The sequence below is a fragment of the Leifsonia sp. Ger2509 genome (genome assembly GCF_055231915.1).
Window position 1 is genome coordinate 775399 of sequence record NZ_JBUYVB010000003.1, and the last position, 17834, is coordinate 793232.

Here is a 17834-nt window from a genome sequence, read left to right on the forward strand (position 1 = left end):
GTCCTACCGGCCGGAGAGGTCGCGACGGGCCGAGATCTTGCTCGGCAGCGACCACAGCTCGATGAAGCCCTTCGCCAGCGACTGGTCGAACGTGTCGCCGGTGTCGTAGGTCGCGAGGTTGAAGTCGTAGAGGCTCTCACCGCTCCGACGGCCGGTCACCACTGCGGTGCCAGCGTGCAGCTTGAGCCGGATGTCGCCGGTCACGTGGCGCTGCGTCTCGTCGATGAAGACATCCAGCGCACGCTTGAGGCCGGAGAACCAGAGTCCGTCGTACACCAGCTCGGCCCACTTGGCTTCGACACCGCGCTTGTAGCGCGCCACATCGCGCTCGACCGTCATGTTCTCGAGCTCTTCGTGCGCCGCGATCAGCGCGATGCCCGCCGGCGACTCGTAGACCTCGCGGCTCTTGATGCCGACGAGGCGGTCCTCGACGATGTCGATCCGGCCGACGCCCTGGCCGCCCGCGACCGCGTTCATCAGCTGAACCGCTTCGAGGGGGGTGACCGGTTTGCCGTCGATCGCGACTGGCACGCCCTCGCTGAAGCTGATGACCACCTCGACGGCATCCCGCGGCACAGCCGGGTCCTCCGAGTAGGTGTACAGGTCTTCGATCGGTGCGTTCCACGGGTCTTCGAGGAAGCCGGTCTCGACCGCTCGGCCCCATACGTTCTGGTCGATGGAGTACGGGCTCTTCTTCGACTGCTCGATCGGCAGGTTGTGCTCGGCCGCGTAGACGATCGCCTTGTCGCGGGTCAGAGCGAAGTCCCGCACCGGTGCGAGCGAGGTCAGATCGGGGGCGAGCGCGGCCACGGCCGCCTCGAAGCGCACCTGGTCGTTGCCCTTGCCTGTACAGCCGTGGGCCACACTGTCGGCGCCGAGCGCCTTCGCGGTCTCGGCGAGATGCTTCGCGATGACGGGCCGGCTCAGCGCAGACACCAGCGGATAGCGCTTCTGATACAGCGCGTTCGCCTTGAGCGCCGGCATCAGGTAGTCGTTCGCGAACTCGTCCTTCGCGTCGACGACGACCGCCTCGACCGCACCGCAGTCGAGCGCACGCTGGCGGATCGCCTCCATGTCCTCGCCGCCCTGGCCGACGTCCACGGCGAGCGCGACGACCTCCTTGCCGGTCGCATCCTTCAGCCAGCCGATGCCGACCGAGGTGTCGAGTCCGCCCGAATATGCGAGCACAACGCGTTCAGCCATGGTTCTCCTTCAATGATCGTTTCGAGTTTATGGTCTTGGGTGCCGGGGGGTGGTGTCAGTCCGCGTTGCGTGCGAGCAGCCAGACCAGCAGCGCCTTCTGGGCGTGGAGGCGGTTCTCCGCTTCATCCCAGATGACGCTCTGCGGTCCGTCGATGACGTCGGCGGTGACCTCGTAGCCGCGGTCGGCCGGGAGGCAGTGCATGAACAGGGCGTCGGGCTTCGCGCGCGACATCAGGTCGGCGTCGACGCGGTAGGAGCCGAACACGGTCAGGCGCTCGGCCTTCTCGTCCTCCTTGCCCATCGACACCCAGGTGTCGGTGACGACGACGTCGACCCCAGCCACGGCTTCGAGCGGATCCGTGTATACGGTCACCGAGCCGCCGGTCGTCTGGGCGATGGTATCGGCATCCGCCACGACCTGAACCGCAGGGGCGTACGACTCCGGAGAGGCAATCCGCACGTGCATGCCCGCCGTCGCGCCGGCCAGCAGATACGACTGGGCCATATTGCTCGCCCCGTCGCCGAGGAAGGCGAGAGTGAGACCCGCGAGGCTTCCGCGCTTCTCCTTGATGGTCAGTAGATCGGCGAGCAGCTGGCAGGGGTGGAAGTCATCGGAGAGCGCGTTGACGACAGGGACGGTGGTACCTGCGGCCATCTCCTCCAGACCGGCCTGTCCGTAGGTGCGCCAGACGATGGCGGAGACCATCCGCTCGAGGACGCGCGCGGTGTCCGACGGCGTCTCCTTGCCGCCGAGCTGGCTGTTGGCGGTGCTGATGATCAGCGGGCTCCCGCCCAGATCGGCGATACCCACAGCGAACGAGACCCGCGTGCGTGTCGATGACTTGTCGAAGATCACCGCGACCGTCTGGGGCCCCGCGAGCGGCCGGGTGCTGAAACGGTCGCGCTTGAGCGCGGCTGCCAGTTCGAGGATCTCGGCCTGCTCGGCAGGGGTGATGTCGTCATCGCGGAGGAAATGCCTGGTCATCGGTCGCTCTCTTTCGGGGCGGTACGGGTGCGGTCTGGGTCGGCGCCGGTCGTGCCGGAGTCTGGATGGCGTCGCATCAGACGTGAATCGACGCCAGGGCGCGGCCGAATCGCTCGCGGAAGTCCGCGATCTCGGCGTCGCCGACGACGAGCGGCGGCGCGATGCGGATGCTCGACTCGTTCGGCGCGTTGATGATCAGTCCTGCGGCGAGCGCGGCATCCGACAACCGGTGCGCGACCGGCTCGAAGAGACCGATTCCGAGAAGCAGACCCTGCCCCCGCAGGACATGGACGAGCGGCGAGTCGAGCCCGAGGATCACCCGGCGCAGTTCATCGCCGCGCACGGCGGCGTTGTGCACGAGGTCGGCACGCTCGATCTCGCCGAGCACAGCGTTCGCGGCCGCCGTCGCGAGCGGATTGCCTCCGAAGGTGCTGCCGTGCTGGCCGCGGACGAAGAGCTCGGATGCCCAGCCGAACGTGACCAGGGCGCCGATCGGGACACCGCCGGCCATGCCCTTCGCAATCGTGACGGCGTCGGGGACGATCCCGGCGTGCTCGTAGGCGAACCACCTGCCGGTCCGGCCGACACCGGTCTGGATCTCGTCGATGATCAGCAGCACGCCGTGCTTCTCAGTGAGCTCACGGGCGCGCTCGAGGAAGCCGTCCGGCAGGTCGATGACTCCGGCCTCGCCCTTGATCGGCTCGACGAAGAGCGCTGCGACGTGGTCGTCGATCGACGCCTCGAGCGCCTCGATGGTCGAGTCGATGTGCTCGACGCCGGACGGCATCGGCTCGAATGCCTCGCGCATCTGCGGCTTGCCCGTGAGTGCCAGCGATCCCATGGTGCGCCCGTGGAACGCGTTGTGAAGCGCCAGCACGCGGGTGCGGTGGGTATGTCCCCGGTTCAGTCTGGCCAGCTTGAACGCGGCCTCGTTGGCCTCGGCTCCCGAGTTGCCGAAATAGACGCGGCCCTGGTCGCCTGCTCCGGTGATGCGGGTGAGCCGCTCTGCCAGCTCCAGCTGCGGCGGAGTCGCGAAGTAGTTGGAGACGTGGGCGAGGGTCGCGACCTGCGTGCTCACCGCATCCACCAGCACGGGATGGGCGTGGCCGAGGGAGTTCACCGCGATCCCTGCGAGGAAGTCGAGGTAGCGCCGGCCGTCGACGTCCCAGACGTAGCAGCCTTCGCCGCGGGCGAGCATGACCTGCGGGGTAGCCAGCGTGCGCATCATGGTGTCGCCGAAGCGAGCGCTCCAGTCTGTGGTCGGCGTCATGCCGGAACCACCTCCGTTCCGATGCCGTCCTGCGTGAACACTTCGAGAAGGATCGAGTGCGCGATGCGGCCATCGATGATCGCCGCCTTGGCGACACCGCCGTCGACCGCGTCGAGGCACGCCGTCATCTTGGGGATCATGCCCGATTCCAGGCCCGGGAGCAGCTCCCGGAGCGCATCCGTGCCGATCTTCGAGACGAGCGAGTCGCGGTTCGGCCAGTCGCTGTAGAGCCCTGCGACGTCGGTCAGGATGACCAGCTTGGCCGCGCCGAGCGCGACGGCGAGCGCTGCGGCCGCGGCGTCTGCGTTCACATTCAGCGACTGCCCCGGATGATCGATGTCGGGGGCGATGGAGGAGACGACGGGGATGCGCCCCGCGTTCAGCTGCGCGTGCACTGCCTCCGGGTCGACCGCGACCACATCGCCGACGAGCCCCAGGTCGACCTCGACGCCGTCGACGACCGCTCCGCGCCTGCGCCCCTTGAAGAGGCCGGCGTCCTCACCGGACAGCCCTGCCGCGAGCGGGCCGTGCTCGTTGATGTGCCCGACCAGGTCGCGGCTGATCTGGCCGGTGAGCACCATCCGCACGATGTCCATCGCCTCGGGGGTGGTGACGCGGTAGCCGCCGCGGAACTCGCTCGTGATGCCCAGCCGGTCGAGCATCGCCGAGATCTGCGGGCCACCGCCGTGGACGACGACCGGGTGGATGCCCGCGAAGCGCAGGTAGACCATGTCCTCGGCGAACGCGCGCTGGAGCTCCGGGCTCACCATGGCGCTGCCACCGAACTTCACGACGATGATCTGGTCGTGGAAGCGCTTCAGCCACGGGAGCGACTCGATCAGGGTCGCTGCCTTCTCGGTGGCGTCGGCGTGACTGACCGCGCCGGCCTCGGTGTCGATGTCGTACTCCGTGTCCATGCCGGTCAGCTCGCGTACGCGCTGTTCTCGTGCACGTAGTCGTGCGTGAGGTCGTTGGTGAGGATGGTCGCTGTGTGCAGCCCTGCGTGCAGATCGATGAGCACGTGGACCGCTCGCGGGGTGAGGTCGACGAGGTCACGTGACTGGTCGGGCTCGCCGGCCGAACAGATCTGTACCCCGTTGATCGCCACATCGATCCCGTACGGATCGAACTCGGCGCCGGTGGTGCCGACCGCCGCGAGGACGCGGCCCCAGTTCGGATCGTTGCCGAAGATCGCCGCCTTGAACAGGTTGCTGCGGGAGACGGCCCGCCCGACCTCGACGGCGTCCTCCTCGGAGGCTGCGTTGACGACCTCGATCGCGATGTCGTGTGAGGCGCCCTCCGCGTCGGCCTGCAGCTGCTCGGCGAGGCTGCGGCACACGGAGGTGAGCGCGTCGGCGAAGGCGGACGCCTCCGGTTCGACACCGCTCGCGCCCGAAGCCAGAAGCGCCACTGTGTCGTTCGTCGACATGCAGCCGTCGGAATCGAGTCGGTCGAACGTGACCCGGGTGGCCGCGCGGAGGGCCGTGTCGAGCTGCTCCGAGGCGAGAGTCGCATCGGTCGTGATCACGACGAGCATGGTCGCCAGACCCGGCGCGAGCATCCCGGCGCCCTTGGCCATACCGCCGACCGTCCAGCCGTCCGGCGAAACGACAGAGGCCTGCTTGGCGCGGGTGTCGGTCGTCATGATCGCCTCGGCGGCGGCGAGACCGGCGGCCTCGGAGTCGCTGCCGGCCGCCGAGATGGCGAGGGTCGCATCCCACACGCCGACCTTCAGCAGGTCGAGATCCAGCTGTTCGCCGATCAGGCCGGTCGAGCAGACCAGGACGTCGCCGGCCGACACATCGAGGCGTGCGGCCACGGCCTCAGCGGTCTGATGGGTCGTCTGGAATCCTGCCGCTCCGGTGTAGCAGTTCGCGCCCCCCGAATTCAGCACGATCGCGGAGACGAGGCCGTCGGCGATGACCTGCTCGCTCCAGAGCACCGGGTTGGCCTTGCAGCGGTTCGTGGTGAAGACGGCCGCCGCCTCCTGGAGCGGCCCGAGGTTGCGCACGATGGCGAAGTCGCGTTTGCCGCTCGACTTCAGGCCGGCGACGACGCCGGCTGCTGCGAATCCGGATGCTGCGGTGACGCTCACGGGGCGACTCCATTCACGTTGAGGCCGGTGGTCTCGGGGAGCCCGAGCGCAATGTTCGCGGATTGGATGGCGGCGCCGGCCGTTCCCTTGACGAGGTTGTCGAGGGCGAGCACAGCGATCACTCGGCCGACCGCTTCATCGACCGCGAGCCCGATGAGCGCGGTGTTCGCGCCGAGGACATCCGCTGTGCGCGGCATCACGCCCTCGGGCAGGACCTGAACGAACGGCTCACCGGCATAGGCGGTCTCCCAGGCCTCGCGGACCCGATCCGCGGTCACTCCCGGCTTGAGGCGGGCCGTCACCGTCGCGAGGATTCCGCGCGACATCGGGACGAGGACGGGCGTGAAGGAGACGGTCGGGTCCGCGGCCCCGGCCAGGCGCAGGTTCTGCTGGATCTCCGGGATGTGACGGTGCGTACCGCCGACGGCGTACGGGTTGGAAGAGCCGAGGATCTCGCTCGCGAGGAACATCGTCTTCAGGCTCTTGCCCGCACCGGACGGTCCGACCGCGAGGACGGAGACGATGTCCTCCTCCTCGACGATGCCGGCCGCGATGCCGGGGGCGACGGCGAGCGATACGGCGCTGGCGTTGCAGCCCGGAGCGGCGATGCGGGATGCGCCGGCGAGCCGGTCGCGCTGGTGTCCGCCTCCCGCGACCGGTAGTTCGGGTATGCCGTACGCCCATGCTCCGAAGTAATCGCCGCCGTAGAACTCCGCCCAGTCCGACTCGCTGGTGAGCCGGTGGTCCGCCCCGCAGTCGACCACGAGGATGCCGGGGTCGAGTTGCGCTGTGAGCTCCCCGGACTTGCCGTGGGGCAGAGCGAGGAACACGACGTCGTGACCGGCGAGATTCGCCGCGGTCGTCTCGACGAGGGTCAAGTGGGCGAACGAACGGAGGTGCGGCTGGTGGGCGACCAGAGGCTGGCCCGCGTTCTGGAACGCGGTCACTGTGCGCACCTCGAAATCGGGGTGGTCCGCCAGGATCCTGAGGAGTTCTCCGCCCGCGTAGCCGGATGCACCGGCTACGGCTACCGAGAAAGTCATGCTTCTACCTTATTGAGTGGACGACGTGGGAGAAGGACGGCGGCGCCCACGTCAAGCCCTCTCAGGGGTCGCGCGTGCGTCGCCTAGATTCGGCGGTCGCCCAGGCGTCGACGCAGCGCGCCGGCGGCCACGAGGCCACGAGCGGAGAGGGTGCGCCGAACGGAAAGCATGCGGTAACCCTAGCGGGTCGCCGGCGCCGGGTCCAAACCGACGCACACGCCCCCCTGCCACGGAGACGCCTGCCGGAGCGCAGAATGCGATCGGATCGCCTCGACTCAGTCGCGGATGTGCGCGCCGAAGAGCTCACCGGCGCGCGCGGCCCCCGCGAGCTTGGCCTCGCTGGCCTCCGCCGCCGTGAGCGTGCGGTCGGCCGCCCGGAAGCGCAGAGCGAAGGTGAGGCTCTTCGTGCCTTCGGGGATCCCTGGTCCGCGGTAGTCGTCGACCAGACGGACGTGCTCGAGCAGGTCGCCTGCCCCGTCGACGACAGCGTGCTCCACGTCGCCGGCGGGGACCTCTGCCGCGACGACCAGCGACAGATCCTGCGTCGCCGCGGGGAACCCGGTGATCGTCGTCGCTACGAGATCGAGCGGGGCGAGGTCGAAGAGCATGTCGAGATCGAGTTCGAACACGCCGACGACGCGCGGAAGGTCGCTCTCCTCGGCGAGCGCCGGGAGGAGCTCCCCGGCGAATCCGATCCGCACCCCGCCGTCGGGTCGTCGCACGACCAGCTCCGCCGTGCGTCCCGGGTGGAGGGCCTGATGTGCTCCCTGCACCGGATCGATGACGACGCCGACGGCAGCGCCGACCTGCTCCACCATCGCCAGGACGTCGGCGATACCGGCGGCTACGGCGGGCTGGCCCGGCTGCTTCGGGATCACGTTGCCGAGCACGAGGCCGGCCACGTGCTGCGGCTGCGCCGGAATGCCCGCGTTCAGGCCGCTCAGCACGTCGTCGGACGGGAGGGCGGCCCCGGGCGGCAGGGCGACCGAGCCGAAGGTGCCCTCCGGCGCGGGCAGGAACACGGTGCCGACCTCGTACAGTTCCAGGTCGACCAGCCCGCGCGAGAGGTTGCGCTTGGCGATCTCGAGAAGCCCGGGGAGCAGGGACGTGCGCAGGTACGGCACGGTACCGTCGAGCGGGTTGGCGAGCTTCACCGCGGGAACGCGCCCCGCGGCGGGCGAACCGAAGGTGTCGTTCGCGCTCTCGGTGACGAACGGATAGGCGAGCACTTCGGTCGCACCGTTGGCGGCGAGCGTCTCCGCCACGGACCGGCGGAGGAGCTGCCTGCGCGTGAGTCCGCGGCCGGGAGGCGCCACCGGGAGGACCGACGGGATGCGGTCGTAGCCGACGATCCGCGCGACCTCCTCGGCGAGGTCGGACTTGTCGGTCAGGTCGGGCCGCCACGAAGGCGGCACGACGCTCAGTCCGGTCGAGGTCGCCGTGATCGCCCCGCCGATCTCGGCAAGGGCGGACTCGATCTCCGCGTCGGTGAAGTCGACGCCGATCAGCGACGAGACATAGCCCGCGGGCAGGTGGATCGCATCCGGGGTCGTGCTCGTGTTGTGCAGCGAGCCGAGGTCGTCGGCTCGGCCACCGGCCAGCTGCTCCAGCAGCTGGACCACGCGGGCGGCCGCGGCCACGGCGACCTGGGGGTCGACGCCGCGCTCGAACCGCCGTGACGCCTCGCTGGGAAGCTTGTGCCGGCGAGCGGTGCGCGCGATCGACACCGGGTCGAAGTTCGCCGCCTCGATGAGCACGTTGCGCGTCGACGAACCGATCTCCGTCGACGCACCGCCCATGACGCCCGCGAGACCGATGGGGCCGGACTCGTCGGTGATGAGGAGGTCCTGCGGGTCGAGCGCACGCTCCTGTCCGTCGAGCGTGACCAGCTTCTCGCCTGCGCGGGCGCGGCGCACCGTGATGCCGCCGGAGAGGGCGTCGAGGTCGTAGCCGTGGATCGGCTGGCCGAGCTCGAGCATGACGTAGTTGGTCACGTCGACGACGAGCGAGATCGAACGGATGCCCGCGAGCTTGAGCCGTGCGATCATCCAGGCCGGCGTGGGCCTCGTCGCGTCGACATCGCGGACGACACGCGTCACGAAGACGGAGGATCCGACCCGCCCACGGATCGGAGCGGCATCGTCGATCGAGACCGGGAAGGTGCCCCCCGTCGTATGGCTCGGCAGCCCGCGGAGGAGCTCGGGGGCCGCAGCCGGGTCGCGGAACTCCGCACCGGTCGCGTGCGAGTACTCGCGCGCGATACCGCGGATCGAGAAGGCGTAGCCGCGGTCGGGCGTGACGTTCACCTCGACCGCCGTGTCGTCCAGACCGAGGAGACCGACAGCATCCGTTCCGACCGGAGGGTCGAGCTCGAGCGTCGCCAGGCGCAGAATGCCGTCGTGCTCCTCGCCGAGCCCGAGCTCGCGGGCCGAGGCGATCATCCCGTCGGAGATGTGGCCGTACGTCTTGCGCGCCGAAATCGGGAACGGCCCCGGGAGGACCGCACCGGGAAGCGACACCACGACCTTGTCGCCTGCGACGAAGTTGTGCGCGCCGCAGACGATTCCGCGAACGTCGTCACCGCCGTCCGCCGCTCGCGCGCCCTCGGGGGCGACCCGTACACGGCACCAGCGGATCGTCTTGCCGTTCGACTGCGGCTCGTCGACGAAGTCGAGAACCTGGCCGACCACGACAGGGCCGGAGATCTCGAACGTGTGGACGTCCTCCTCTTCCAGCCCGACGGAGACGAGCGCAGCATGAACCTGCTCGGCCGTCGTACCGGGCTCGAGATCGACGTATTCGGCGAGCCAGCTGAGTGGGACGCGCATCAGACCACCATTCCGAACTGCTGCGAGAAGCGGACGTCGCCCTCGACCATGTCGTGCATGTCTTTCACATCGTTGCGGAACATCAGCGCCCGCTCGACGCCGACGCCGAACGCGAACCCGGAATACACATCGGGATCGATGCCCGCTGAGCGAAGCACGTTCGGGTTGATCATTCCGCACCCGCCCCACTCGATCCAGCGCGGCCCCTCCTTGAAGGTGGGGTGCCAGAGATCGAGCTCGGCGCTCGGCTCGGTGAAGGGGAAGTAGTTGGGGCGCAGGCGCACCTTCGCATCCTCACCGAACATGTTCTTGACGAAGTGGTCGAGGGTGCCGCGCAGGTGGGCCATCGTGAGCCCCTTGTCGACGGCGATGCCCTCGGTCTGGTGGAACACCGGGGTGTGGGTCGCGTCGAGTTCGTCGGTGCGGAACACCCGCCCGGGCGCGATGCGGTAGAGCGGCAGGTCGTTCTCGAGCAGCGCCCGGAGCTGCACCGGCGACGTGTGGGTACGAAGCACGAGGTGGGATGCGGTCGGCTCGACGAAGAACGTGTCCTGCATCGCGCGAGCGGGGTGGTCCTCATCGAAGTTGAGCGCGTCGAAGTTGTACCACTCGCTCTCGAGCTCCGGCCCTTCGGCGACCTCCCAGCCCATGCCGACGAAGACGTCCTGGATGCGCTCCTGCAGGAGCGACAGCGGGTGGCGTGCGCCCGGCTGCCAGCGCGACGGAAGCGCAGTCACATCGACCCGCTCGTCGGCGAGGCGCTGTGCATCCTCCGCGGCCTGGATCTCGGCCTCCTTCGCGGCGAACGCCTGGTTCACTCGAGCGCGGGCCTGGCCGACGAGCTTGCCGGCCGCCGCCTTCTGGTCGTTCGGAACGGAGCGCAGGCTGGCGTTCAGGCGTGCGAGCGGCGAGTGCTCGGCCGTGTGCTCGGCGCGGACGACCTTCAGCGCGGCCGAATCGGCGGCGTCGGCGATGGCCGTGAGCGCCGCCTGGACCGCGGCCTCGACGGCGTCTTCGGAGATTTCAGTGGGTTCGGACACGGAACCCAAGTTTAGTGCGAGCGCGCAGTCACTCTGCCGCGCCCTGGTCGGCGTACACCTCGTACGCGGCATCCCACAGGCCCTCGCGCCTGGGCGCGTCCAGACCGTCGAGGAGGAGGACGAGGCCGTCGACGAGAGAATGCCACCCGGCCGCGAAGTCGGGGGCGGAACGGAGACGGCCGGCCCCGAAGACGTCGGGGATCGCATCCTGGTCGAGCACGAGCAGAGTGCCGCCATCCTGCTCGGCCAGCCGGAGCGTCACTGCGGAGCGCGCCGGTCCCCAGGTGAAGGACAGGAGGCGTCCGGGCTCCAGCGCGAGGACCTCCATCGTGTGGGTCCCTTCCGGGACGTTCGCGTCGCCCAGCAGGAAGGTGTCGCCGAGTTCGAGCGCACGGACCCTGGCCGGGTCGTCCGGCCACTCGACGACCGGCCACAGCCAGCGCCCGATGCGCTCGGGCCGGGTCAACGCATCCCAGACCTCGTCGATCCGGGCGTCCAGCAGGCGCTCGAGATGCACTCCGGAGAGCCCGGCTTCGCGGATCATCCTGGCCGGGGTGAGTGCTGCCTCGCGCCGCCGGTACTCCTCCAGGGCCGCATCGAACGCAGCTGGATCGGCCGCCTCGCCGATGTAACCCCGGTCGCCGATGTCCTGCTCGCCGCGGAGCTCCTGGTCGAGATGGGTGAAGACGTCCTCCCACCCGGCCCCGTACACGGCAGCAGTGACCGCCTGCACGCGCCGGTGCGTGAGCGTGAGCACGACGTGGTCCGTCCCGTGCGGGGCGAGAACCGCTTCGAGTTCGGTCTCGGCTTCGCCCGCGAACCGCCAGAGCATGAGGATGCGCTTCTCCGGCTCGCAGGCGAGCACCCGGCCGGTCACCACGGCCGATCCGTCGCCCATCTCGAGACGGTAGCCGTCGCCGTTCGTGGTGTACCTGCCGATCCAGCGGCCGACGCGTTCGGGCTCGGTGAGCGCACTCCAGAGATCGGCTGCGCCGGTCGCGTACTCGCGCTCCACCGTCACCGTGCGCCGCGCGCCGTCGAGTGCGATGTCTCCGAAGATCGTCATGATGCTGCTGCTCCCCGGTCGGTGTTCGTCGGCTGGACGTCGCTGGTCGCCTTCCGCGATGCAGCGCGGCCCCTGGCGAGCTCGGTTCCGAGTGCGTCCAGGTGCTGGGTCCAGAACGAGCGGACGCCGTCGACCCAGGCGGCGACGTCGTCGAACGCCCCCGCGTCGAGCGCGTACATGCGCTGCCTGCCCGCGGTGCGGCTCGTCACCAGCCCGACTTCGCGCAGGACGCGCAGATGCCGGGAGGCGCCCGGCTGCGTGATTCCGAATTGTGCGGTCACGGCATCCGACAGCCGGCCCGCTGGGGACTCCCCGGTGGCCAGCAGTTCGACGATGCGCCGCCGGACCGGGTCGCCGAGAGCCTCGAGTGCGTCCATGACAGAAACGTATCAGGTTGCGCTTATATAACGCAAGGGTTAAACGATCAGGAACGCTGGGCGAACGCCGACTCGTAGAGACACACAGATGCCGCGGTCGCCAGGTTCATCGACTCGGCGCTTCCGTAGATCGGCACGGTCACCGCGCGATCGGCGAGCGCCAGGTCGTCGTCGGTGAGCCCGCGTGCCTCATTGCCGAACACCCAGGCGGTCGGACGGGCGAGCAGGCCCTCCGTGCGCACCGCCAGAAGGTCGTCGCCCTTGATGTCCGCAGCGAGGAGTTGCAGGCCCGCGGCGCGCGCGCGGCCCACCACATCCTCGAGCGTCGCCCCGACGGCGACGGGCACATGGAAGATCGAGCCGGTCGACGAACGCACGACCTTCGGGTTGTAGAGGTCGACGGTGCGTCCGGTCAGGATCACCGCATCCGCCCCCGCCGAGTCGGCTGCACGGATGATCGTGCCCGCGTTCCCGGGGTCGCGTACCTCCTCGAGGATGGCGACGAGCTTCGGCTCCCCCGACAGGATGTCGCGGATCGACGTCGGGAACTGGTGGCAGACGGCCACGAAGCCCTGCGGGGTGACCGTGTCCGCCATCGTCTCCAGGACGTGCTCGGTGACGAACTCCACATCGACACCGGCGTCGACCGCTGTCTGCCCGATGTCGGTGTAGCGCTCGAGCGCTGTCGGCGTCGCATACAGCTCGACCACGAGCTCCGGCCGGAACGTCAACGCTTCAGCGACCGCCTGCGGACCTTCCAAAAGAAAGAGCCCGGTCTCAGACCGGGCTCCTCTTTTCGCCAGTTTCGCCACGGCTCGAACGCGCGGTGAGCGCGGGTTATCAAGCATGGCACCAGACTATATGCGGTGACTGCAGTGCGGGTTAAGCGGCCGCCTTCGGCGCCGACGTGTCGGCGGGAAGCGCCTTCTTGGCCGTCTCGACGAGGGCCGCGAATGTGGCGGGCTCGTTGACAGCCAACTCGGCGAGGATGCGGCGGTCGACCTCGACACCGGCCAGACCCAGACCCTGGATCAGACGGTTGTAGGTGAGCCCGTTCGCGCGGCTCGCAGCGTTGATGCGCTGGATCCAGAGACGGCGGAAGTCGCCCTTGCGCGCACGGCGGTCACGGTAGCTGTAGACCAGCGAGTGGGTGACCTGCTCCTTGGCCTTGCGGTACAGGCGCGACCGCTGACCGCGGTAGCCCTCTGCGCGCTCGAGGATGACCCGACGCTTCTTGTGGGCGTTGACAGCCCTCTTTACTCTTGCCATTTCTCTTTACTTCCTTAAAAGTCGGGGTGCCGGCTACTTGCCGAGCATCTTGCGGATGACCTTGGCGTCGACCTCAGGGACAACCTGGTCCCTGTTGAGGCGACGCTTGCGGTCACTGGACTTGACCTCAAGGTGGTGGCGCATGCCTGCCTGCTGCTTCATGATCTTGCCGGTACCGGTGACCTTGAAGCGCTTCCTGGCGCCCGAGTGGCTCTTCTGCTTGGGCATTACTTCTCCTCGTTCGTCGCAGGCGTAGCCGGCGAACTCTCGTCAGACTGCGCAGAAGGTTCTGCGGCAGCAGCCGACTCGTCGGCGGGGCTGTGGGCCCGCGCCTTCGAAGCGGCACGTTGTGCATTGGCCTCGGCTTTGGCCTCTGACTTGTTCTTCAGGGGGCCGATGACCATGACCATGTTTCGACCGTCGATGGTCGGCGTCGATTCGACAGAACCGAACTCCGCGACATCTTCGGCAAATCTCTGGAGCAAGCGCACGCCCTGGTCTGGGCGGGACTGCTCGCGACCGCGGAACAGGATCATGGCTTTGACCTTGTCGCCGGCCTTGAGGAAGCCCTCGGCGCGCTTGCGCTTGGTTTCGTAGTCGTGCTTGTCGATCTTGAGGCGGAAACGAACCTCCTTGAGGATCGTGTTCGCCTGGTTGCGCCTGGCCTCCTTGGCCTTCTGCGCAGCCTCGTACTTGAACTTGCCGTAATCCATGATCTTCGCGACAGGCGGCTTGGAGTTGGGAGCAACCTCAACCAGGTCCAGATCGGCTTCCTGCGCGAGACGAAGGGCGACCTCGATTTTCACGACGCCGACCTGCTCACCGCTGGGGCCGACAAGACGAACTTCGGGGACGCGGATACGGTCATTGGTACGGGGATCGCTGATGCGTTTCTCCTCTGATCAAAGCGATACATTCGGCCTCGCAACCGTCGGGTGACAGAAGCGGCGAAGAGGAAATTCACGCACCACGAGCACCTGCGAAGAAATTCGCAGGCCTGGCACGGCACCCTTGCTACCGTCGCGCTGGGTGCGCGACGGCGGAGTGCGAACAACCCGGTAACCTAGTAGCGGTCAAGCGCGGGTGGGAGAATCTCCACTTTCGTACCGAGACGTTAGTCCCGGAGCCCGAACGATTCTAACAGAGGAAATCAGTGAGCGACAGTTACACCCCCGAGGACGCCGAGGCCTACGTCGACGAGGCCGTGCGGGACATCGCGGATGTGCCTGCTGTCGAGGTCATCACCACCACTGCCGTGCACCTCATGAGCGCCGCCGCCGTCAAATGCGGGCTGGCCGACGACCCATCGACCCAGACCGACCTGGACGAGGCGCGCAAGCTCATCGACGCGCTCGCCGGCCTCGTCACCGCGAGCGCGCCGCACATCGGCGACCAGCACGCGCGCAGCCTGCGCGACGGCCTCCGTTCACTGCAGCTGGCATTCCGTGAGGCGTCGCCGATCCCGGACGAGATCGGCAAAGGGCCGGGCGAGAAGTACACGGGGCCCGTGACCTGAGCTTCTGGCTGCGCCGGTCCCCGCCCGGCGCAGCGCGGCTCCGCTGCGGCCCGACGCGCGCGTCCCTGAGCTTCCGGCTGCGCCGGTCCCCGCCCGGCGCAGCGCGGCTCCGCTGCGGCCCGACGCGACGGCCCTTCGCTTCGCGGTCCCGGAGGTTGGTCAGGGTTATGGAGCGATCCTGGCCAGAGCGGAGCGGACGGCTTCGAGGGTGCGGTCGACGGCGGCCTGGTCGGTGGCCCAGTTGCTCACCGAGAAGCGGAGAACGGCCCTGTCCCTCCAGCGGGACGGAGACGCGAAGACCGATCCCTCGGCCTGCAACGCCGCGGCGAGCGCCGCGATCGTGTCGTCGTCGTCCAGGGCGAGGCAGACCTGGGTGAACACGACATCGTTCAGGATGGTCACCCCCGGCAGGTCCGCGAGACCCCGCGCGAGCGCTGCCGCGCTGTGCGCGAGCCGCTGAACGAGGCCATCCACCCCCTGCCGCCCCAGCCACGCGAGCGTCGCCCACACGGGGACCCCGCGGGCACGCCGCGACATCTCCGGGACCTTCTCGTAGGGATCGAAACCCTCCGCGGGCCGCGGCAGGTAGTCCGCGTGGATGCTGAACGCCCCGTTCATCGCCACGGGGTCCGCGACGATCGCGATGCCGCAGTCGTACGGGACGTTGAGGGTCTTGTGGGCATCCGTCGCCCAGGAATCCGCCGCCTCGTAGCCCTTCGTCAGGTGGCGCAGCCCCGACGCGGCGCCCGCCCACAACCCGAACGCCCCGTCGACGTGCACCCACGCGCCGGCTTCGTGCGCCACCGCGATCGCGGACGCGAAGTCGTCGAACGCCCCGGAGTGCAGGTTGCCCGCCTGGAGGGCGACGATCGCGGGGCCTTCGCCCGACGCCAGCGTCTCGCGCAGCAGGTCGACCCGGATGCGGCCCTGGGCGTCGGCGGGCACGGTCGTGGGCTGGCCCAGACCGGCGTAGCGCGCCGCCAGATCGACAGAGGTGTGGCGCTCGGCACCCGCGATGAAGCGGATGCGCGGCCCGCCGGCCAGACCGTCGTGGTTCGCATCCCAGCCCGCGGTCCGAAGCACGGCGGTGCGCCCGGCGATGAGCCCGACCAGGTTCGCCGTGGTCGCCCCGGTCACGAAACCTACGTCCGCAGTCGACGGGAGTCCGAGCAGGTCGAGGAGCCACTCCCCCGCCAGTTCCTCCGCGCCCACCACGCCAGGCGTCGCGTCGCGCATCCCGGCGTTCTGGTCCCAGGCCGAGACGAGCCAGTCAGCACCGAGCGCGACCGGGAACGTGCCGCCCATCACCCAGCCGTAGAACCGTGAGGACTGGATGCCCATCAGTGCGGGTTCGACGGCAGTGGTCAGGCGCTCGAGCACAGCCGCCGGGTCGGAGCCGCGCTCGGGGAGGGACTCGCCGAGCTCCGCACGCACGGCACCGATGCGCTCGGCCGGCGGAATCGGTCGCTCCTCGAAGGCGCCCAGCCAGGCTTTCGCCGTGGCCGCCGTCCGGTCGATGATGATGTCGTAGTCAGCTTGCATCAGGGCACCCGCTTCCGTGCGCCGGGCGCACAGCACCGATTGTCCTACCGGCCGCGCAGGCGGTCAACGCACGCCGGCGTGGTCACGCGGATGCGGCGAGCTCCACCCGCAGGGAGTCGACGCGGGTCGCGATCACGTCATCCGCGGCCCAACGCTGCGCGAGGCGGCCGAGCACGGCATCGAGTTCCTCCCTGGTCAGCCCCTGCGCCAGCTCCAGCCGCACCACGAGGTCATCGCCGGCGAGCCGCGCATCCGGGTCGCCCGAGCGCAGCGAGACGTCGTGCACGCCGAGCTCGGAACCGATCGACGCAGTGAACGCGGAGAAGACCTCCGGGTCGAGGTGGGCGGGAAGCCACGGCTGCGACTGGGCGACCGCCCACAATGCCGGTCGGCGGATCACGAACTCCGTGTCGGACAGCGGGTCGATCACGACGAGATCGGTCTCCTCGCCCGCCGCAGCGAGTGCGACCCGTGCGCCATCGGCCGGGACCGGTCGCGCCTCCGGGTTCCAGCGCTGCATCGCCTGCACGGAGGAGAACACGGGGAGCACCGTGCGACCGTCCGGCCCCTCCACTGTCACGATCGCGAGCTCCTGCGACTTGTCCACCAGGTGTCCGGACTCGGTCACACCGGACTCGCCGAGCTGGGCGACGAGCGGGATGAGCAGACGCACGTGGCGGACCGCGTCCACCACGGCATCCGCCGTCGCCTCGCCGGCGCGGAAGCGGTCGATCGCCTCCACGAGTTCGGCCGGGGCCGAACCATCATCACTGCCGAAGGCGTTCTGGTCGAAGTGGCGGCCGGCCCACGGCTGCCCCGCCGAGTCGGCGAGCGGGTGACGCCCGTCGTCAGCGGCCGGCGACATCCAGCGCCTCGGGCAGTGTGAACGCGCCTGCGTAGAGGGCCTTGCCGACGATCGCGCCCTCGAGCCCGTTCGCGACCAGTTTCCGCAGCGCGGCGATGTCGTCCAGGCTGGAGATGCCGCCGGAGGCCACGACGGGTCGCTCGGTGCGCTCCATCACCTGGCGCAGCAGGTCGAGGTTCGGTCCCTTGAGCGTGCCGTCCTTCGTGACGTCGGTGACGACGTATCGCGCGCAGCCAGCGGCTTCGAGCCGGTCGAGAACCTGCCAGAGGTCGCCGCCGTCCTGCGTCCAGCCGCGCGCCGCGAGGGTCGTCCCCCGCACGTCGAGTCCGACGGCGATCGCTTCGCCGTACCGGCCGATCACGCTGGCCGCCCATTCGGGGTTCTCGAGCGCTGCAGTACCGAGATTGATCCGCGTCGCGCCGATCCCGAGAGCGGCCTCGAGGGATGCATCGTCGCGGATGCCGCCGGACAGTTCGACGTTCACACCGCGCACCTCGTGGATGACCTTCTTGAGCAGTCCGTAGTTGTTGCCGCGCCCGAAGGCGGCGTCGAGGTCGACGAGGTGGATCCACTCGGCACCCTGCCTGGCCCAGTCCGCCGCGGCGTCGACGGGATCGCCGTAGTTCGTCTCGGAGCCCGCTTCGCCCTGGGTGAGTCGCACGGCCTTGCCGTCCGCGACGTCGACCGCCGGGAGCAGCACGAGGCGGGGGGTGGTGGTGAAGTCGCTCATCTGAT

Annotated in this window: 18 protein-coding genes; 1 reads left to right on the forward strand and 17 read right to left on the reverse strand. The window is 69.2% G+C overall.

The features are described 5' to 3' along the window. Positions 1–3 precede the first annotated feature (3 nt). The 14 genes from ACV7NN_RS04010 to infC all read right to left on the reverse strand — a co-directional run bounded on the left by ACV7NN_RS04010 (position 4) and on the right by infC (position 14063). Positions 4–1203, reverse strand: coding sequence for an argininosuccinate synthase (locus ACV7NN_RS04010; RefSeq protein WP_463348293.1), 1200 nt, complete (start codon positions 1201–1203; stop codon positions 4–6). Positions 1204–1258: 55 nt separating this feature from the next. Next, positions 1259–2188 (reverse strand): ornithine carbamoyltransferase, encoded by a 930-nt coding sequence (gene argF / locus ACV7NN_RS04015; protein ID WP_463348294.1) that lies wholly within the window; start codon positions 2186–2188, stop codon positions 1259–1261. A gap of 76 nt (positions 2189–2264) precedes the next feature. Further along, on the reverse strand, positions 2265–3458 hold the full coding sequence (locus tag ACV7NN_RS04020; RefSeq protein ID WP_463348295.1) for an acetylornithine transaminase: 1194 nt from the start codon (positions 3456–3458) through the stop codon (positions 2265–2267). Next, positions 3455–4375 (reverse strand): acetylglutamate kinase, encoded by a 921-nt coding sequence (argB, locus tag ACV7NN_RS04025; protein ID WP_463348296.1) that lies wholly within the window; start codon positions 4373–4375, stop codon positions 3455–3457. The genes ACV7NN_RS04020 and argB overlap by 4 nt, the downstream gene beginning before the upstream one ends. Positions 4376–4380: 5 nt before the next feature. Beyond that, positions 4381–5553 carry a bifunctional glutamate N-acetyltransferase/amino-acid acetyltransferase ArgJ gene (argJ, locus tag ACV7NN_RS04030; RefSeq protein ID WP_463348297.1) on the reverse strand — a complete coding sequence of 391 codons (1173 nt, stop codon included), beginning with the start codon at positions 5551–5553 and terminating at the stop codon, positions 4381–4383. Beyond that, positions 5550–6596 (reverse strand): N-acetyl-gamma-glutamyl-phosphate reductase, encoded by a 1047-nt coding sequence (gene argC, locus ACV7NN_RS04035; protein WP_463348298.1) that lies wholly within the window; start codon positions 6594–6596, stop codon positions 5550–5552. The genes argJ and argC overlap by 4 nt, the downstream gene beginning before the upstream one ends. Positions 6597–6871: 275 nt before the next feature. Then, complete coding sequence (gene pheT, locus ACV7NN_RS04040; protein WP_463348299.1) at positions 6872–9424, reverse strand: phenylalanine--tRNA ligase subunit beta; 2553 nt, start codon at positions 9422–9424, stop codon at positions 6872–6874. Next, complete coding sequence (pheS, locus tag ACV7NN_RS04045; RefSeq protein WP_463348300.1) at positions 9424–10464, reverse strand: phenylalanine--tRNA ligase subunit alpha; 1041 nt, start codon at positions 10462–10464, stop codon at positions 9424–9426. Before pheS ends, pheT begins: the two co-directional genes overlap by 1 nt. Positions 10465–10492: 28 nt before the next feature. After that, a complete protein-coding gene (locus ACV7NN_RS04050) occupies positions 10493–11530 on the reverse strand; it encodes an SRPBCC domain-containing protein (RefSeq protein WP_463348301.1) in 1038 nt (345 codons plus the stop codon). Beyond that, positions 11527–11907, reverse strand: a complete 381-nt coding sequence (locus ACV7NN_RS04055) for an ArsR/SmtB family transcription factor (RefSeq protein WP_463348302.1) — start codon at positions 11905–11907, stop codon at positions 11527–11529. The genes ACV7NN_RS04050 and ACV7NN_RS04055 overlap by 4 nt, the downstream gene beginning before the upstream one ends. 47 nt (positions 11908–11954) lie before the next feature. Beyond that, on the reverse strand, positions 11955–12755 hold the full coding sequence (locus tag ACV7NN_RS04060; RefSeq protein ID WP_463348303.1) for a TrmH family RNA methyltransferase: 801 nt from the start codon (positions 12753–12755) through the stop codon (positions 11955–11957). 34 nt (positions 12756–12789) lie between these two features. Further along, the gene (rplT, locus tag ACV7NN_RS04065; RefSeq protein ID WP_129172698.1) at positions 12790–13176 is read right to left on the reverse strand and encodes a 50S ribosomal protein L20; all 387 of its coding nucleotides are present in this window, start codon (positions 13174–13176) and stop codon (positions 12790–12792) included. A 33-nt stretch (positions 13177–13209) separates the two neighbouring features. Further along, positions 13210–13404: a 50S ribosomal protein L35 gene (rpmI, locus tag ACV7NN_RS04070; RefSeq protein WP_463348304.1), complete on the reverse strand. Its 195-nt coding sequence runs from the start codon at positions 13402–13404 to the stop codon at positions 13210–13212. After that, positions 13404–14063, reverse strand: a complete 660-nt coding sequence (gene infC, locus ACV7NN_RS04075; RefSeq protein ID WP_463351229.1) for a translation initiation factor IF-3 — start codon at positions 14061–14063, stop codon at positions 13404–13406. The genes rpmI and infC overlap by 1 nt, the downstream gene beginning before the upstream one ends. 266 nt (positions 14064–14329) lie before the next feature. On the opposite strand from infC, the gene ACV7NN_RS04080 reads away from it, so the two are divergent. Then, positions 14330–14692 (forward strand): DUF1844 domain-containing protein, encoded by a 363-nt coding sequence (locus tag ACV7NN_RS04080; RefSeq protein WP_463348305.1) that lies wholly within the window; start codon positions 14330–14332, stop codon positions 14690–14692. Positions 14693–14857: 165 nt separating this feature from the next. On the opposite strand, the gene ACV7NN_RS04085 is transcribed toward ACV7NN_RS04080, so the two are convergent. The 3 genes from ACV7NN_RS04085 to priA form a co-directional block, all read right to left on the reverse strand. After that, a complete protein-coding gene (locus ACV7NN_RS04085; RefSeq protein WP_463348306.1) occupies positions 14858–16234 on the reverse strand; it encodes a pyridoxal phosphate-dependent decarboxylase family protein in 1377 nt (458 codons plus the stop codon). A gap of 82 nt (positions 16235–16316) precedes the next feature. Continuing rightward, positions 16317–17099, reverse strand: coding sequence for an SseB family protein (locus ACV7NN_RS04090; protein WP_463348307.1), 783 nt, complete (start codon positions 17097–17099; stop codon positions 16317–16319). Continuing rightward, positions 17083–17829: a bifunctional 1-(5-phosphoribosyl)-5-((5-phosphoribosylamino)methylideneamino)imidazole-4-carboxamide isomerase/phosphoribosylanthranilate isomerase PriA gene (gene priA, locus ACV7NN_RS04095; RefSeq protein WP_463348308.1), complete on the reverse strand. Its 747-nt coding sequence runs from the start codon at positions 17827–17829 to the stop codon at positions 17083–17085. The genes ACV7NN_RS04090 and priA overlap by 17 nt, the downstream gene beginning before the upstream one ends. Positions 17830–17834 lie beyond the last annotated feature (5 nt).

What these genes read in the sequence shown, in the direction of transcription:
- argC (WP_463348298.1), bottom strand. Translation starts at nt 6,596, where the DNA reads ATGACTTTCTCGGTAGCCGTAGCCGGTGCATCCGGCTACGCGGGCGGA.
- rplT (WP_129172698.1), bottom strand. Translation starts at nt 13,176, where the DNA reads ATGGCAAGAGTAAAGAGGGCTGTCAACGCCCACAAGAAGCGTCGGGTC.
- ACV7NN_RS04060 (WP_463348303.1), bottom strand. Translation starts at nt 12,755, where the DNA reads ATGCTTGATAACCCGCGCTCACCGCGCGTTCGAGCCGTGGCGAAACTG.
- ACV7NN_RS04055 (WP_463348302.1), bottom strand. Translation starts at nt 11,907, where the DNA reads ATGGACGCACTCGAGGCTCTCGGCGACCCGGTCCGGCGGCGCATCGTC.
- priA (WP_463348308.1), bottom strand. Translation starts at nt 17,829, where the DNA reads ATGAGCGACTTCACCACCACCCCCCGCCTCGTGCTGCTCCCGGCGGTC.
- ACV7NN_RS04020 (WP_463348295.1), bottom strand. Translation starts at nt 3,458, where the DNA reads ATGACGCCGACCACAGACTGGAGCGCTCGCTTCGGCGACACCATGATG.
- rpmI (WP_463348304.1), bottom strand. Translation starts at nt 13,404, where the DNA reads ATGCCCAAGCAGAAGAGCCACTCGGGCGCCAGGAAGCGCTTCAAGGTC.
- argB (WP_463348296.1), bottom strand. Translation starts at nt 4,375, where the DNA reads ATGGACACGGAGTACGACATCGACACCGAGGCCGGCGCGGTCAGTCAC.
- pheT (WP_463348299.1), bottom strand. Translation starts at nt 9,424, where the DNA reads ATGCGCGTCCCACTCAGCTGGCTCGCCGAATACGTCGATCTCGAGCCC.
- ACV7NN_RS04090 (WP_463348307.1), bottom strand. Translation starts at nt 17,099, where the DNA reads ATGTCGCCGGCCGCTGACGACGGGCGTCACCCGCTCGCCGACTCGGCG.
- ACV7NN_RS04010 (WP_463348293.1), bottom strand. Translation starts at nt 1,203, where the DNA reads ATGGCTGAACGCGTTGTGCTCGCATATTCGGGCGGACTCGACACCTCG.
- argF (WP_463348294.1), bottom strand. Translation starts at nt 2,188, where the DNA reads ATGACCAGGCATTTCCTCCGCGATGACGACATCACCCCTGCCGAGCAG.
- ACV7NN_RS04050 (WP_463348301.1), bottom strand. Translation starts at nt 11,530, where the DNA reads ATGACGATCTTCGGAGACATCGCACTCGACGGCGCGCGGCGCACGGTG.
- ACV7NN_RS04085 (WP_463348306.1), bottom strand. Translation starts at nt 16,234, where the DNA reads ATGCAAGCTGACTACGACATCATCATCGACCGGACGGCGGCCACGGCG.